The sequence below is a fragment of the Bacteroides sp. An51A genome (assembly GCF_002161565.1).
GTDB classification, from domain to species: domain Bacteria; phylum Bacteroidota; class Bacteroidia; order Bacteroidales; family Bacteroidaceae; genus Phocaeicola; species Phocaeicola intestinalis.
The window spans coordinates 843,243-857,846 of the sequence record NZ_NFIC01000001.1 but is presented as its reverse complement, the minus strand read 5'-3'; the positions used below and the strand labels follow the sequence as shown (position 1 = coordinate 857,846).

The window sequence follows — 14,604 nt, the reverse complement described above, 5'->3', positions numbered from 1 at the left end:
GATTAGCATTTACCTCCTACCCGATTATTAGGATTATGCGAGGACTGGTATGGCAAATACTATCAGTGTAGCTTTGAACCCTTGGAAACAATAGTTTCGGCGCGCACTCGCGCACCTCCCTGTTGTGATTTTGCTCTTAAATTGGTATCTTTGAACCATTGAAAACAACTGGACGGTGGTTATCGGCACTCCCTGGTGGGTTGTGATTTGCTTTCAAATTAGTATCTTTGAACCATTGAAAACAACTTTATTTTTCTATTTTGTTATGTTGAACGAAGTGAAGCATCTCGTAAACATTGAAGATACTTCACTTCATTCCCTTAGACAGGGAGTGCTACTATGCAAATTTATTACCCTATTGTTTTCATCGCATTCTGCAAGCGGGTGAGAAACTCATCCGCTTCGTTCATGCTGAGGCAGAGAGGAGGAAGCAGACGGATGACATTGGTTCCGCTTACACCTGTAAAGACTTTTTGCTCGAAGAGCAGTTTCGTACGCAGCTCTTTAACAGGCTCTTCAAATTCCAGCCCTATCATCAGACCACATCCGCGCACTTCCTTGATGCCCTTGAAACACTTCAGTTCTTCTAATAAATGTGTGCCGATTTTTGCCGCATTTTCTATCAGCTTCTCTTCTTTTATGACATCCAGTACGGCAATTGCTGCGGCACAAGCCAGGTGATTACCGCCGAAAGTCGTGCCCAATTGTCCGTAAACGGGTTTGAATTTCGGACTGATGAGTACGCCTCCCATGGGGAAACCGTTGCCGATTCCTTTGGCTACAGTAATGATATCGGGGCGGATGCCGCTGTATTGGTGAGCGAAGAACTTGCCGCTTCGTCCGTAACCCGACTGGATTTCGTCCAGAATCAGTACGGTGTTGTTTGCGTCGCAAGTTTGGCGCAAAGCTTTCATAAAGTCCGTATCGGGTATCCGGATGCCGCCTATCCCTTGAATACCTTCAATGATAACGGCGCAGACATCGCCTTTTGCCAGTTCGGCTTTCATGGCTTCTGTATCATTCAGCGGTAGGTAGGTAACATGTTGGTTGGCGTTAACAGGAGCGATGATTTTCGGATTGTCGGTCACTTCTACCGCCAGCGAGGTACGTCCGTGGAAAGCTTTGCCGAAAGAAACGATGCGTGTGCGTCCGTTATAGAAAGACGCCAGTTTCAGGGCATTTTCATTGGCTTCGGCTCCTGAATTGATTAAGAACAGCTGGTAATCGTCATAGCCGCACATCGCTCCCAACCGGTCGGCAACTTCCTGTTGCAGCTTGTTAATGACCGAGTTGGAGTAGAATCCCAGCATAGCAACTTGTTTGCTTATCATTTCCACATAATGCGGGTGTGAATGCCCGATGGAGATAACGGCGTGCCCTCCGTACAGGTCAAGGTATTCTTGTCCTTTGTCATCCCACACGTGGCAGGCTTTTCCCTTGACAATGTTAATGTCAAAGAGAGGATATACATCGAATAATTTCATTTTATATAATGAAGAATTAAGAATGAAGAATGAAGAATTCAGTGGATGTTTTCTTCATTCTTCTTCTAGTTATTTTTTACTGTTTTTATTGATGAAACGAATAGGGCTATTAAAAAGCACTTGGCTTCAGCTTGAGTCCTGTCGTTTCTTCCAGGTTGAACATCAGGTTCATGTTGTGTACTGCCTGGCCGCTGGCGCCTTTCAGCAAGTTGTCGATGCAAGACACGATGAGGAGTTTGTCTTCGTGTTTTTCTAAGTGAATCAGACACTTGTTGGTGTTGACCACTTGCTTCAGGTCGATGCTCTTTTCTACGATATGCACGAACGAGTCTTCGGCATAATAGTCTTGATACATCTTCACGATTTCGGGCAATTCTACCTTCGTCTTTATGATTGTAGTGGCGAAAATGCCTCGGGCGAAGTCGCCGCGGTAAGGGATGAACGTAATATCTGCATCGAAGCTGTTCTGCAATTGCTTCAGCGACTGGCGTATTTCCGGAAGGTGCTGGTGCGTAAACGGCTTGTAAATGCTCAGGTTGTTGTTCCGCCAACTGAAATGCGTAGTCGCTCCCGGTTTTACTCCAGCTCCCGTACTTCCGGTTATGGCGTTTACAATGATATCACCTTTCAACATCAAGTGTTTTGCCAAGGGCAACAACCCCAACTGGATACAGGTGGCGAAACATCCCGGATTGGCAATGTGCTTGCTATGACAGATGGTGCGGCGGTTCAGTTCGGGAAGGCCGTATACGAAGTCATGGTCTTCAGCGGCAATGCGGTAATCCATCGACAGGTCGATTATCTTCAAATCTTCGGGCAGGTTGTGGCTTTCCATAAACTTGCGCGTGTCACCATGTGCCGTACAGAAAAACACCACATCCACTTCATCCAGTGGCAGTGCATCGGTAAAGGTCAAATCGGTTTCGCCATACAGTCCTTCGTGTACATCGGTAATCTTATTTCCGGCATTGCTCGAACTGTTGATGAAATGAATCTCCACATCAGGGTGATTGATAAGCAGGCGAATCAGTTCGCCTGCTGTATATCCTGCTCCTCCTATAATTCCAGCTTTTATCATACTCAGTTATTGTCTTCGGGAACGATAATCCACATTAATAAATAGATGATGACACCTGCAAAAGCGGTAAAGACGGTCAGCAATGCATAGATAAGCCGTACCAGTGTCGGATCCAGATCGAAAAAACGGGCTATGCCTGAGCATACACCGGCTATCATTCTGCTATTGCGTGGACGTCTGAGTTTCTTTCCTTCCATAGTTGTTGGTTTAGTGTTACATCATTTCGTCTTTATGGTTTGCGTAATAGGCTCTCAGCGGAGTGGAGAGTACTTTGATAAAGCCTTTGGCATCTTCTGCCGTCCAGCCTTTCTGCATTTCCCCGTATTCGCCCAGCTTGTTCTTTACCAAGTCGTCTTCTGATTCTACGCCTACGGTAGAGAAGCAATAGGGGCGGAGTTCAAGGATAGCCGTACCGTTTACGTTGCGTTGCGATTCGGTCAGCATGGCTTCGATGTCGCGCATCACCGGTTCCAGGTATTGGCTTTCGTGCAAGAACATGCCGTACCAGTTTGCCACCTGGTCTTTCCAGTATTGCTGCCATTTGCTCAACGTGTATTTTTCCAGGAAGCGGTGTGCACCGATTATCAGCATCGGAGCTGCGGCTTCGAATCCTACGCGCCCTTTGATGCCGATGATGGTATCGCCTACGTGCATATCCCGTCCGATACCGTAAGGTGCTCCGATTTCTTCTACACGCTGGATGGCTTTGATTTTATCATCGAACACTTCCCCATTGACAGCGTACAGCTCGCCTTTCTTGAATTCCAGTTTCAGCAGTTCGCTTCCTTCCTTGGTGACTTGTTTCAGGTATGCACTTTCGGGCAGTCCTTGTGCCGAATCCAAGATTTCCCCTCCGCAGATGGAAGTGCCCCAGATGCCTACGTTATAGGAGTATTTCAGCTTGGTGAAGTCGGCTTCGAAACCGTGCTCTTTCAAGTAATTGATTTCATAGTCACGGCTTAATGCCATATCGCGGGTCAGGGTGATGATTTCCACTCCCGGAGCCATGACCAGGAACGTCATGTCGAAACGTACTTGGTCGTTTCCCGCACCGGTAGAGCCGTGCGCAATGGCATGTGCACCGATTTCGTTGGCATAGCGGGCAATGGCAAGTGCCTGGAAGATGCGTTCCGAACTTACGGAAATAGGATAGGTGCCGTTACGCAACACGTTCCCGAATATCATGTATTTCAGGCTCTTGGCGTAGTATTCTTGTGTTACGTCGAGGGTGACATATTTCACCGCGCCTAATTTATAGGCATTCTCTTCATTCTTTTTCAATTGTTCGGCACTGAATCCGCCCGTATTGGCACAAGCGGCATATACTTCATATCCTTTTTCTTTTGCCAGATACATCACGGTGAACGAAGTATCCAGCCCGCCGCTGAAAGCAACGACAACTTTTTTCTTTTCTTCCATAAGGCTATATTTATTATGTGTAATTCTTCATTCTTAATTCTTCATTTGTCAGAAGTTTGTATGTTCATCGTCTGTATGCAGTGCCGGGTCGTATAACATGGCCGTGCAGATGCAGAACTTGCGGTTTTTTGCCATCAGTATCTCGTGGTTGATGCATCCTTCGCATCCTTTCCAGAACGCTTCGTCATCGGTCAGTTCGTTGAATGTTACCGGTACATATCCCAGTTCGGTGTTCATTTTCATGACAGCTGCCCCTGAGGTCAGGCTGAATATCTTGGCTTTGGGCCAGCGCAGGCGTGCCAACGTAAACGAAGCGTGTTTGATTCGTTTGGCAAGTCCGCATCCGCGGTATTTAGGGTGGACAATCAAGCCCGAAGTGGCTACATACTCCTTGTTTCCCCATGATTCGATGTAAGTAAAGCCTGCAAATTCATCCCCGCAAAGGGCAATGATGGCTTTGCCTTCTTTCATTTTGGTTGCGACATATTCGTGCGTACGTTCGGCAATGCCTGTGCCCCGCACTTTGGCAGCTTCCCGGATGGTATCCAGAATTGTGTCTACGTATGCTTCGTGCGAAGCATCTGCCACCATAACGTCTATTTGTTTTGCGTCCATTTCTGTATGATTATTCTTTATAAGTTGATATTCGCTATCACATGAGCAAGTGCCTGTTTCAATTCCGTACGGGTGCATCCTTCCCGCATGACCAGCATGATGGTATCATCGCCTGCTATGGTTCCGATGATTTCATGAAAATGGTTGTTGTCTATGTCGTAGGCAAGGCTGCTGGCATATCCGGGGCGTGTCTTGATGACGGCAATGTTTCCGGAAAATTCAATAGACAGGAACCCTGTATGACGAAGCATTTCCGATGCGCTTTGCGGGTCGGTCATGCGTTTGTACATGGTGTTGTTGGGCAACACATATACGTAATTGCCGTTCATGCTTGCTGCTTTTGCCACTTTCAGTTGTTTCAGGTCGCGCGAGAGTGTGGCTTGTGTAAGTTGGAAACCTTCTTTTTCCAGTTCTGCCAAAAGTTCTCCCTGACTGCCTATCTCTTTGCTTGAGATAATCATCTTGATGGAATCGAGTCTGCTGTTCTTGCTTTTCATCTGCATATTTATTCTTCAATCGGGTGCAAATATACAGATAATATGGAAACAATATTCATTTTGAGCGAATATTTTTTCTAAAAACTTGTATTTATCCACTTTTACACCTTTTTCCTGTTGTCGGTATCCGGCATTGCTTGAAATAGTCCTTTCCCTTTGTTGATAAATTCCGCAACGTTTTTTGCTTTCAGCTTCACCAGTAGCCGTTTTTTACATTTTGTCAAACAATCTGTTCCGATTTCCGGAGAAAATGTGTAAGTTTGCCTGACTATTAGAAATCATATCATGAAAAGACATAGGTTGACTGAAGACAAGGACCCGATGGGACGGGCCATTTACGAATATTTTACAACTGGGAAAGCTGGAAAGTTAAGGGTGTTTTCCTCACAATTTGATGAAGATGAATTGCCGGTAAAGGATTTGTTCCGCACTTTGGAACAGATGCCTTTGTTAGAGCAGAAGGCTTTGCAGCTGGCATACGGGCGGATATTGGATGTGGGAGCAGGGAGTGGATGCCATTCGCTTGTTTTGCGGGAGATGGGGAAAGAAAGCCTGGCTATTGATATCTCGCCTTGGGCGGTGGAAGTGATGAAAAAGCGGGGAATAGACGCTTATCTGACAAATGTGTTTGATATGGGATTTACAGGGCGGTTCGATACCATTCTGATGCTGATGAATGGCTCGGGTATCATTGGTAAACTGAAAAATATGCCGGCTTTTCTCACAAGGGTTAAGCAACTTTTGGCTCCGGAAGGATGTGTACTGATGGATTCGACTGACCTTCGCTATCTGTACGAAGATGAAGACGGGAGTTATCTTGTCGACCTTGCTGCTGATTATTATGGTGAAGTAGACTTCCAGATGCAGTATGGCAAGGTAAAGGGAGAACCGTTCGACTGGCTTTACATTGATTTTGATACCCTATCGGCATACGCCACTCCGTATGGTTTTCGGGTAGAAAAGGTGATGGAGGGCGAGCATTACGATTACCTTGCGCGGCTGTCCTTGCGTTGAGGATTTTTCATCACAGGTTATAAAATTTGAATATCCGCAACATCCCATGTAGAGGCAAAAAGCGGATATTCATTTCAGAAAACCATCCACAAAAATATTTTAGAAGCTGTTTTGAATTTCTCCAAAAAGTTTTTCTTGGCTTGATGTATCCGTTTTCGTGTGTGCTTTGGGCGATTTTTTGGTCTTTTTCGCTCCTGTTCTTCGTCAGATAGCCCGCTATCTTCCTCATCACAGAAGCGAAAATGCCTCAAAAACTCATCCCAAATCATCGCACGATAAATTCAAAACAGCTTCTGAATTTCTCCAAAAAGTTTTTCTTGGCTTGATGTATCCGTTTTCGTGTGTGCTTTGGGCGATTTTTTGGTCCTTTCCGCTCCTGTTCTTCGTCAGATAGCCCGCTATCTTCCTTATCACAGAAGCGAAAATGCCTCAAAAACTCATCCCAAATCATCGCACGATAAATTCAAAACAGCTTCTTATCAAATCTGTGTAATTTGTGGTGAGTTTTATCACAACACGCCGAAGTGTTTCAGCGCATTCAGAATACCGTCTTCATCTACTGAAGTGGTTACATAGTCGGCCGCGTTTTGTACTTCGAGAGTAGCGTTGCCCATGGCTATGCCTGTGCCCACGTGGCGTAGCATCGGAATGTCATTGCCTCCGTCGCCAAATGCCATGGTTTCTTTCAGGTCGATTCCATAGTGTGCGATGACCTTGTCGATGCCGTGGCTTTTGCTGTTTCCACGGGCGATGATGTCAGCAAAGAGGGGATACCAGCGCATCGGTTCGCAGTGTTTTAGTATACCCGAAAATACTTTGTTATCATCATCCGCCTTGAAGTAGCCCATGATTTGCAGAATTTCCTTGCCTCGTGCATATTCGATGGGTTGTACGGGAGGTATGTCGATTTTTATCAGGTCTGCTACTTCCTGTACAGCCTCGTTCACCCCTGTGATGAACCATGTATCGTCGTGGACGAATACGAACGGGAGTTCCGGATGTTGTTTATTGAACAGGATGAGGCGTTCGATGTCATCTTCCGGAATGCTGCCTTTGTAGATGTCTTTGTGGTCGGAAGTGAAGCAATAGGCACCGTTCAAGGTGATGTAGCCGTCAAAAGGCAGATTGCCCACTGCTTTCTGCATCAATACTTTGGGGCGTCCGGTTGCGATGAATACCTTGATTCCCTTTTCGCGTACAGCGGCAAGAGCTTGGCGGGTAGATTCGGGAATTGTATGGGTATGAAATGATACCAATGTCCCGTCTATGTCGAAAAAGATTGCTTTGACCATAAGTTGACTTGTATTTCTGGGTACAAAAGTAGACAATTCCCTGCATATTTACAAATGAAGCGTGGTGGTTCCTTGTATCAGGCAAAGCAACAGTACACCTGTCATGGCGAGGATGACCACTATCACCAGGCAGTAAGTGAACATCAGGACCGTCTTCCAGAAGCTGCGCCACCATGTGTAGAGGTATAGTTGGTGATAGTCCCACCAGAAAAGGAGGAAGATGAACCAGAAGGGTACTTCATAGAGGTCGTCTACGTGTGCCGTGCCATTGAACGGTACTACAAGGGTACTGATAAGCAAAATCTGTGTAGCGATGTATGCCTGTATGAGGATATGTTCCATCAGGTTGAACATGTCAGGTTTCCTGCGCCGGTAGAATGCCCAGCGGGTGGCGACGGCAAGCAAGGGCAGGGTAAGAAGAATGTGAAAAGCCTTGTTGCCGTGCCCCCATCGTTTCAGCAGGTTCCATACATTCGCCAGAAAGGGTACATCTTCCAGCCATGTTTCTACTTTTGTGTAGACGGAGGACGATATTTCATCAAGGTCGCCATTAGATTGGGGCTTGCCTGCAATGGAGTCTTGGCGTTGTATTTCGGCTAGTGTCTTTTCTATTTCGCTGATGGAAAATTCAAGGCTCTTTTGCATGGCTGGATTGTCTGTCTGTCCTTTTTCGAGTTCCAGCTTGTCGATGGTAGCTTGCAGGGTTTCTGCTTTTGTGAGTGGAACATCGTTTTTCTTTGCGGTCTGTTCTTCTTTCTTTTCCCGTATTTCGGGTATTATCAGCTGGGCGGTGAGCGTATAGAAGGCGGTCATCAGGAATACCATTGCCAGCGGGAGGGTATAACCTATGCGCCGTCCACGGATGAAGTCGCGCATCATGTGTCCGGGACGGTAGAGTAGTTCCAGCAGGGTATGGGCGAACTTCCCGTCTACGCGGAACACGGTTCGGAGTATATTGCCCACAATGCCTCTCAGTACATATCGCGGAGTGTTGCGGCTTTGTCCGCACCGCGGACAGTAGTTGCCCGTGAACGTATTGCCACAATTCTTGCACGTGCAAGGTTTAGTGTTCAGTGGCGGAGCTACATTGCCACGTATCTGCCAGATATGGAATACACGCAGGCGCACCGTGAGAGGATGCAGGAAAGAGGCAAGTGCGTTATGCCATGCAAGGGGGAGTATGCGCCGGCGCTGTGCGGTGAACCACAAGCTGAGGAGAAACAAGGTCGGGAAGAAAAATGTGTCAGCTTCCGACAGGGGAAACAACTCGTAATAGCAGAAGAACAGTAGCAAGAGCAACCAAAGGATTTGTCTGATATGAATAGGTTTTTTTGTACGTGAAGTTCGATTCATAACGTTTTTTGTTTGCAAACTTAATAAAAACCTTTGTATTTTGTATCCGGTTGTACTAAAAATCCGTGTATTGCTTTTCGTTTGACGTCCGCTTTGTTTTACGCGATAAGATAAAAATCCGATGTCTTCTGTATGCCTTTCCAGAGGAAGTTATAAGTGTCAGTAGTTCCAGAGCATTGAAACCATAGTTTCATATTATTAAAACTACAGTTTCATTGCACTTAAACTTTAGTTTCTATATTATAAAACCGATTGACACTATTATCTCCTCTGTTCGATGAATATCGTATGGAATGTCGGTACAGCTGTGTGGATTAGCCGTCCTTGCGGTAAGCGAATATGCCGAAGGAATGCTGGAGTGCCGGAACTGCCTTTAAGCGAAGGTATGGAGTAACGCCTTCCGCCTATCGGAAAATGAAAAAAAGAAACCTTCTTGGCTCAATCCGCTGAAAAGTGCAAGGTTATTCCACGGAAATTTTATACTTTTGTATTCCTGTTGTCGGAGTGTGGATGGCAGAAATGAAAGCTACGAATCTATGTCGTCTGTGGTGCGGCCAGGGTGAATCAAGTATATATAATATAAGGTATAGGAAAATATGGCATATCAATACAGTCGGATAACGGTAAAGATAGGGAGTAATGTGCTGGCACGCAAAGACGGAACGCTGGACGTGACCCGTATGTCGGCACTGGTCGACCAGGTAGCAGAGTTGCACAAGGCAGGAGTGGAAGTGGTGCTGGTCTCTTCAGGAGCAGTCGCTTCGGGGCGGAGTGAAATAAAGGTTTCGCGTAAGCTGGACAGCGTAGACCAACGGCAACTGTATTCGGCCGTAGGGCAAGCCAAATTAATTAACCGTTATTATGAACTGTTCCGCGAGCACGGCATAGCCGTAGGGCAGGTGTTGACCACGAAAGAAAGTTTTGGCACACGCCGGCATTACCTGAACCAACGGCATTGCATGCAGGTGATGCTGGAGAACGGAGTGATTCCCATAGTCAATGAAAACGATACTATTTCGGTGACCGAACTGATGTTTACGGATAACGATGAGCTTTCGGGCTTGGTGGCTTCGATGCTTGATGCGCAGGCGTTGATTATCCTGAGCAACATCGATGGCATTTACAATGGTTCGCCTTCAGAGCCTGGCACTTCGGTGATACGGGAAGTAGAGCAAGGGAAAGATCTGTCCGACTATATACAGACCGAAAAATCTGGATTCGGTCGGGGTGGTATGCTTACCAAGACCACTATTGCCCGTAAAGTAGCAGACGAGGGTATCACGGTTATTATCGCCAATGGAAAACGGGATAATATTTTGACCGATTTGCTGGAGTATCCCGAAGACACGGTTTGTACACGGTTTGTGCCTGCATCCGAAGCTGTATCGAGTGTAAAGAAATGGATAGCCCATAGTGAAGGGTTCGCCAAGGGAGAGTTGCACTTAAACGCTCAGGCTGTAGAGGCATTAAAAGGCAAGAAGGCAGTAAGTATCCTGCCGGTAGGTGTAACATGCATCAAGGGAGATTTTGAAAAAGATGATATAGTGAGGATTATGGATGCCGGAGGAATACAGATAGGGGTAGGGCGTATCGGAGTAAGTTCGGCAGATGCCAGACTGATGTTGGGCAAACATGGAAAACGTCCGCTGGTGCATTACGATTATTTGTATCTGGAATGACAGATAATGTATGGATGAAATGCATTTGTTTTTTGCAGGCATTCTTTTTTTTATCTATATTTGCCATCAACATGTGGTTTTTAGAGACATGAAAATTATCTGTTTATTCCTTTTCCTATTGGGAGTGGGGCAATGTTGGGCAGTATCGGAGGTGCCCGATAGTGTCATCAGTTTTGAATACATACAACGGATTCATTTGCAGGAACCCAACCAGACATTACAACTGTTGGATTCCATCGAAGAGCATCATGTGCCAGGGTTACAGCCTTTCGAGATAGACATGTTGCGAAGCATGTGTTATGAGGTAAGGGGTGAATATCTGCTGGAGGAAAGATTTGCGCGGAAAGCTTTGGCTCAAGACTCTATACGGTTGGTTCCCATGCGAAAACTGAGAATGCTGGCAATGTTGCTTACGACTTTGGTCGAACAGGGGAAAAACGAAGATGCTATCCGTTTCGGAAAGCAGATGATGGAGCTGGCACGTCAATTGGATAGACCGGATAAAGAGGCTAGCGTATATTTTAATTTAGGACGCATGCACCGGAATATGGAGCGGAGGGATGAGGCTCTGACATTTTACCGGAAGGGCATCAGTCTTATCGAAGATACCAAAAATGTAAGTGTCATGGCACGCCTTTCTACAGCTTATGGTGGAATGATGGGAATCTTTATTGATAGTGGTAATTATGAGGAAGCCATTAAAATAGGCAAACTGCGTGAGGCATTGATACGTCGCATGAGCAAGATGTCTGGTCCGCCTGCCGGATACATTGACCAGCAATATGGGTATTGTTATTCGAAAATGGCATACATTTTTTTACAGGTAGGTAAAAAGGAAGAAGCGGCTGAATATTACAATCGTTTTGAACAGACCGAAATGTCAAAGTCACCTTTCGGTGCCAGTGAGATTGTTCCATACTTGTTGGAGATGCGGCGATATGAGGAAGTGCTGCGTTTGAATACGGTTGATATGCTGGCTTACCGGCAGGGAGGAAATGGCAATGATACGTTAAACTATAATTATAGTGTGATATTAGACCGTTTTGCCCAGGCATATCGTGGGTTGAAACTTTATGAGAAAGCGGATGCCTACCAGCAACGGCTTACTGTGTTGCTCGATAGCATTTATAGCCGTGAACAGGCGAGTCGGGCACATGAGTATGCTACGGTTTTCCGCTTGCATGAGAAAGAATTGCAACTGGCAAATACGCAGGTTGAAGTGCAGAAGCGCAATTTCCTGATGGGTGGTTTATGTTGCTTATTGTTCTTTTTGGTAATCTTTTTAGTGATTACTTGCCGGAATCTGACTATTACCCGTCGGAAAAACCGCATAGTTGTAAAGCAAATCGAAGAACTGTTGGCACAACGTGAAGAATTGCATAAGGTTTGTTGTGGAAATCCTGAAGCATTGTTGGATGAAAAAGGGAAAAATCAGGAAAGCCAACCTGATGGAACAGGAATTTCGGACTCGGTATCGGATTGTGCAGATAACATCTCGATGGAGAACAGGCGTTTTTTACGTATGGAATATGCCGTAGTGAAAGACAAGCTTTTCCTCCAGCCCGATTTTGGCCGAGATGAACTGATAAGCTTGAGCAATATCAATAAGAACGATTTGCCGCGTATCCTCCGTAAGTATGCCAATGCAGATAATGTGAGTTCTTATCTGAATCGTTTGCGTGTGGAATATGCGATAAAGTTGATGAAAGAAAAACCGAACCTGTCATTTGATGCGATAGCCAAAGAAGCAAGTTTCAACAGTCATAGCACTTTTTACCGTGCTTTCTATAAGGTCTGCGGCATGACTCCGGCACAATATATGAAGGCATTCGGAAAAGAGAACGACTCTCAGTTTGAATGAAATCACACAAACAGAGAGTCGTCCGGATTCCGGTCGGTGTGCATGGATTATTGAAGGTTGATTTCTAATGGGAAACTTACGTAAGAGATAATGTCGTCTCCCCAATTTCCTATAAGTCCTACTTGATAGCTGATTGTTAAGGTGACAGGCTCAGAAACACTGAGTCCGGCATCCCGTATTACCTGATTATAATCGTATTTTTTCATGTTTTGGATGGCTTGGCCGGCTGCCTGCATAGCCATATCCCTGAGATCTTCGTCTGTAAGTTCGGCATGGTCGATGGTGATGGGGATAGAGTTATTTATCAGCTGTTGCTGGTCTTGGTATTCCAAGATGGTTTCAACAATGGCTGGGTCTATGGTCCAAGGAGAGTGTTCTTGGTATCTCACTGTAAAATTTGCAGTACTGCTTTCATCCGAAGAACAGGATGAAAAGATGGGTAACAAACAACAAATGAGAAGCATCATTTGTTTCATTCTTTGAATTTTTTGCTTTGTTTTCATACTTTTTATTTTAGGATTATTAATCTCATCTTCTGACGGTAACCACTAATGTGCTTCCGTTATCTAATGCCGTTTTTATTTCTTTCTCTCCTTTTGTAACTTTGCATAGGCTTAATTCCTCTCCCAGTACTTCTTCTACTTTCAAACGGCCGATTTCAATCCGTGCCTCTTTCCCGGCAATCTCCTTTACCGAATAGACATCAAACTGCTGGCCTTTGTAAGCACTCAGCGAAGTGCCTAAATCAATGTATACCGTTTTTTTGTTTTTCTTTTTTTATTTCACCCCGCTCTATGATAGTGGCATTGACGGGATACCTGGCATTGAAATAACCGGCAATGATTCCGGAAAGGTTACTGAGTGCTGCCGTCACCGCCTTGTCTTCGCTGGCTGTATCAGAACCACTGGCATTGAAAGTACGGCTGTCTTCCATCACACCGGTATATGCATTCTTTACATTAACGGTTACGCTTATGTTGGCTTCCACATTCGTATAAGGTGTAAACGCTGAATTTTTCAGCCTTTTCCGTTCTTTAAGCGAAGGACCGTTGGATGTAGCACTGATGCTGACAATGGTTCCGTCTGTGTAAAGAAGATTTTTGTCTTGAAGTTTTTCGTTTTGAAATGTTTTCCCGTCTATCACCTGCAGTCTGACTACATTCCCGAATCCTTTGGCGATACTTGCCCTTACATCATCGGCATAATCGGACAGCTGGGTGGTATTTTTCCCTTTTATAATTGATGAAGTGATATTTTTCAATACTTTGCCGGCATTGTCATTTTCTCCTTTCGGAGTGTAATTAAAGTGCCCTATACCTATTTTATAAATGGCGTTTCGTTCTACTTGTGCTTGTATGTCGTGTACAGTTGATAACATAAAGCATGTTGCCAATAAAAAAAGAAGTCGTAAATTCATAAGCCTACATTGTTATAAGATATTAATTTTTTGCAAAGTTATTGATTCTTTATATCAGACAAAGTGCTAAGAGTTACTTGTCGCTTTCACTTTGTCCGTTATTGTGTCTCATTTTGTCTAATGAAATGAGTAAGAGGCCTTTTTGACTTGAAGGCGTACTATTTTTATAATTTTTCCAATTTTCTGCCGTTCCTTATCAAAATCTTTCGTAATTTTGGCAAGAACTAACAGAATTATAGATATGGATGAACAGATAAAACAAATTGCCGAGCGTTTGCGGGGATTGCGCGACGCATTGGAGCTAAGCGTGGAAGAAGTGGCATCGGACTGTAAACTGACAGCTGAAGAATACCGTGCCCTTGAATCAGGAGAAAGCGACCTCTCGGTCAGTCTTTTGCAACGCATCGCCCACAAATATGGCATTACGCTAGATGAACTGATGTTTGGTGAGGAGCCGAAGATGAAATCGTATTTCCTTACCCGTAAAGGGACAGGAGTTTCGGTAGAACGTACCAAGGCTTATAAGTATGAATCACTCGCTTCGGGATTTAAGGACAGGATAGCCGACCCGTTTATTGTGACGGTAGAACCTAAACCCGAAGGTACTGCCGTATACTTTAACACACACGAAGGACAAGAGTTCAACTTAGTAATAGAAGGCCGCCTGTTATTGAACATCAATGGGAAAGAACTGATACTGAATCCGGGTGACAGCCTGTATTTCGATTCAAGCAAGCCGCACGGCATGTTGGCGCTTGATGGAAAAACCGTGAAGTTCCTTGCGGTAGTGATGCAATAAAATTGGTTTATATAATGGAAATTCACCACAGGGGACACAGGGTATCACAGAGGTTTTAAATTTTCCTCCGTATGCCCCTGTGTTCTTTGTGGTGAA

The 14,604-nt window shown here is 45.1% G+C and carries 16 protein-coding genes; 4 read left to right on the top strand and 12 right to left on the bottom strand.

The annotated features are described in order from the left end of the window. Window positions 1-350: 350 nt before the first annotated feature. The 6 genes from B5G04_RS03410 to argR form a co-directional block, all read right to left on the bottom strand. Window positions 351-1,484: an aminotransferase class III-fold pyridoxal phosphate-dependent enzyme gene (locus B5G04_RS03410; RefSeq protein ID WP_087395747.1), complete on the bottom strand. Its 1,134-nt coding sequence runs from the start codon at window positions 1,482-1,484 to the stop codon at window positions 351-353. A 109-nt stretch (window positions 1,485-1,593) separates the two neighbouring features. Then, entirely contained in the window at window positions 1,594-2,562 is a 969-nt protein-coding gene (gene argC, locus B5G04_RS03405) for an N-acetyl-gamma-glutamyl-phosphate reductase (RefSeq protein ID WP_087395745.1), read from the bottom strand. 2 nt (window positions 2,563-2,564) lie between these two features. Next, on the bottom strand, window positions 2,565-2,759 hold the full coding sequence (locus B5G04_RS03400; RefSeq protein WP_022039049.1) for a PspC domain-containing protein: 195 nt from the start codon (window positions 2,757-2,759) through the stop codon (window positions 2,565-2,567). Between the two features lie 16 nt (window positions 2,760-2,775). Then, complete coding sequence (locus B5G04_RS03395) at window positions 2,776-3,981, bottom strand: argininosuccinate synthase domain-containing protein (RefSeq protein WP_013618751.1); 1,206 nt, start codon at window positions 3,979-3,981, stop codon at window positions 2,776-2,778. A gap of 48 nt (window positions 3,982-4,029) precedes the next feature. Next, entirely contained in the window at window positions 4,030-4,596 is a 567-nt protein-coding gene (locus tag B5G04_RS03390) for a GNAT family N-acetyltransferase (RefSeq protein WP_087250929.1), read from the bottom strand. Between the two features lie 17 nt (window positions 4,597-4,613). Further along, entirely contained in the window at window positions 4,614-5,093 is a 480-nt protein-coding gene (gene argR, locus B5G04_RS03385; protein WP_022039047.1) for an arginine repressor, read from the bottom strand. Window positions 5,094-5,378: 285 nt separating this feature from the next. Here argR and B5G04_RS03380 point away from each other — a divergent pair, with 285 nt between their 5' ends. Beyond that, a complete protein-coding gene (locus B5G04_RS03380; RefSeq protein ID WP_087395743.1) occupies window positions 5,379-6,107 on the top strand; it encodes a methyltransferase domain-containing protein in 729 nt (242 codons plus the stop codon). Between the two features lie 74 nt (window positions 6,108-6,181). On the opposite strand, the gene B5G04_RS03375 is transcribed toward B5G04_RS03380, so the two are convergent. The 4 genes from B5G04_RS03375 to B5G04_RS03365 are packed head-to-tail and all read right to left on the bottom strand — an operon-like array spanning window position 6,182 to window position 8,752. Next, a complete protein-coding gene (locus tag B5G04_RS03375; RefSeq protein ID WP_158100029.1) occupies window positions 6,182-6,376 on the bottom strand; it encodes a hypothetical protein in 195 nt (64 codons plus the stop codon). Then, window positions 6,373-6,558 (bottom strand): hypothetical protein, encoded by a 186-nt coding sequence (locus B5G04_RS19620; protein WP_158100028.1) that lies wholly within the window; start codon window positions 6,556-6,558, stop codon window positions 6,373-6,375. Before B5G04_RS19620 ends, B5G04_RS03375 begins: the two co-directional genes overlap by 4 nt. Window positions 6,559-6,616: 58 nt before the next feature. Beyond that, the gene (locus B5G04_RS03370; protein ID WP_087213543.1) at window positions 6,617-7,399 is read right to left on the bottom strand and encodes a Cof-type HAD-IIB family hydrolase; all 783 of its coding nucleotides are present in this window, start codon (window positions 7,397-7,399) and stop codon (window positions 6,617-6,619) included. Between the two features lie 48 nt (window positions 7,400-7,447). After that, complete coding sequence (locus B5G04_RS03365; RefSeq protein ID WP_087250934.1) at window positions 7,448-8,752, bottom strand: DUF3667 domain-containing protein; 1,305 nt, start codon at window positions 8,750-8,752, stop codon at window positions 7,448-7,450. Window positions 8,753-9,348: 596 nt separating this feature from the next. Here B5G04_RS03365 and proB point away from each other — a divergent pair. Continuing rightward, window positions 9,349-10,431: a glutamate 5-kinase gene (gene proB, locus B5G04_RS03360; RefSeq protein ID WP_087250937.1), complete on the top strand. Its 1,083-nt coding sequence runs from the start codon at window positions 9,349-9,351 to the stop codon at window positions 10,429-10,431. Window positions 10,432-10,519: 88 nt separating this feature from the next. Next, the gene (locus B5G04_RS03355; protein WP_158100027.1) at window positions 10,520-12,292 is read left to right on the top strand and encodes a helix-turn-helix domain-containing protein; all 1,773 of its coding nucleotides are present in this window, start codon (window positions 10,520-10,522) and stop codon (window positions 12,290-12,292) included. A gap of 47 nt (window positions 12,293-12,339) precedes the next feature. On the opposite strand, the gene B5G04_RS03350 is transcribed toward B5G04_RS03355, so the two are convergent. Further along, complete coding sequence (locus B5G04_RS03350; RefSeq protein ID WP_140406969.1) at window positions 12,340-12,681, bottom strand: hypothetical protein; 342 nt, start codon at window positions 12,679-12,681, stop codon at window positions 12,340-12,342. Between the two features lie 356 nt (window positions 12,682-13,037). Then, window positions 13,038-13,670, bottom strand: coding sequence for a hypothetical protein (locus B5G04_RS03345; protein ID WP_087395738.1), 633 nt, complete (start codon window positions 13,668-13,670; stop codon window positions 13,038-13,040). 280 nt (window positions 13,671-13,950) lie between these two features. On the opposite strand from B5G04_RS03345, the gene B5G04_RS03340 reads away from it, so the two are divergent. Continuing rightward, window positions 13,951-14,508 (top strand): cupin domain-containing protein, encoded by a 558-nt coding sequence (locus B5G04_RS03340; protein WP_013617872.1) that lies wholly within the window; start codon window positions 13,951-13,953, stop codon window positions 14,506-14,508. The last annotated feature ends 96 nt before the right edge of the window (window positions 14,509-14,604 follow it).

Bases quoted from the DNA above. Each gene is read 5' to 3' on its own strand.
- B5G04_RS19620 (WP_158100028.1), bottom strand. From the start codon at position 6,558: ATGATTTGGGATGAGTTTTTGAGGCATTTTCGCTTCTGTGATAAGGAA.
- B5G04_RS03365 (WP_087250934.1), bottom strand. From the start codon at position 8,752: ATGAATCGAACTTCACGTACAAAAAAACCTATTCATATCAGACAAATC.
- B5G04_RS03390 (WP_087250929.1), bottom strand. From the start codon at position 4,596: ATGGACGCAAAACAAATAGACGTTATGGTGGCAGATGCTTCGCACGAA.
- B5G04_RS03340 (WP_013617872.1), top strand. From the start codon at position 13,951: ATGGATGAACAGATAAAACAAATTGCCGAGCGTTTGCGGGGATTGCGC.
- argR (WP_022039047.1), bottom strand. From the start codon at position 5,093: ATGAAAAGCAAGAACAGCAGACTCGATTCCATCAAGATGATTATCTCA.
- B5G04_RS03395 (WP_013618751.1), bottom strand. From the start codon at position 3,981: ATGGAAGAAAAGAAAAAAGTTGTCGTTGCTTTCAGCGGCGGGCTGGAT.
- B5G04_RS03380 (WP_087395743.1), top strand. From the start codon at position 5,379: ATGAAAAGACATAGGTTGACTGAAGACAAGGACCCGATGGGACGGGCC.
- B5G04_RS03410 (WP_087395747.1), bottom strand. From the start codon at position 1,484: ATGAAATTATTCGATGTATATCCTCTCTTTGACATTAACATTGTCAAG.
- B5G04_RS03355 (WP_158100027.1), top strand. From the start codon at position 10,520: ATGAAAATTATCTGTTTATTCCTTTTCCTATTGGGAGTGGGGCAATGT.
- B5G04_RS03370 (WP_087213543.1), bottom strand. From the start codon at position 7,399: ATGGTCAAAGCAATCTTTTTCGACATAGACGGGACATTGGTATCATTT.
- proB (WP_087250937.1), top strand. From the start codon at position 9,349: ATGGCATATCAATACAGTCGGATAACGGTAAAGATAGGGAGTAATGTG.
- B5G04_RS03345 (WP_087395738.1), bottom strand. From the start codon at position 13,670: ATGTTATCAACTGTACACGACATACAAGCACAAGTAGAACGAAACGCC.
- B5G04_RS03400 (WP_022039049.1), bottom strand. From the start codon at position 2,759: ATGGAAGGAAAGAAACTCAGACGTCCACGCAATAGCAGAATGATAGCC.
- B5G04_RS03375 (WP_158100029.1), bottom strand. From the start codon at position 6,376: ATGATTTGGGATGAGTTTTTGAGGCATTTTCGCTTCTGTGATGAGGAA.
- argC (WP_087395745.1), bottom strand. From the start codon at position 2,562: ATGATAAAAGCTGGAATTATAGGAGGAGCAGGATATACAGCAGGCGAA.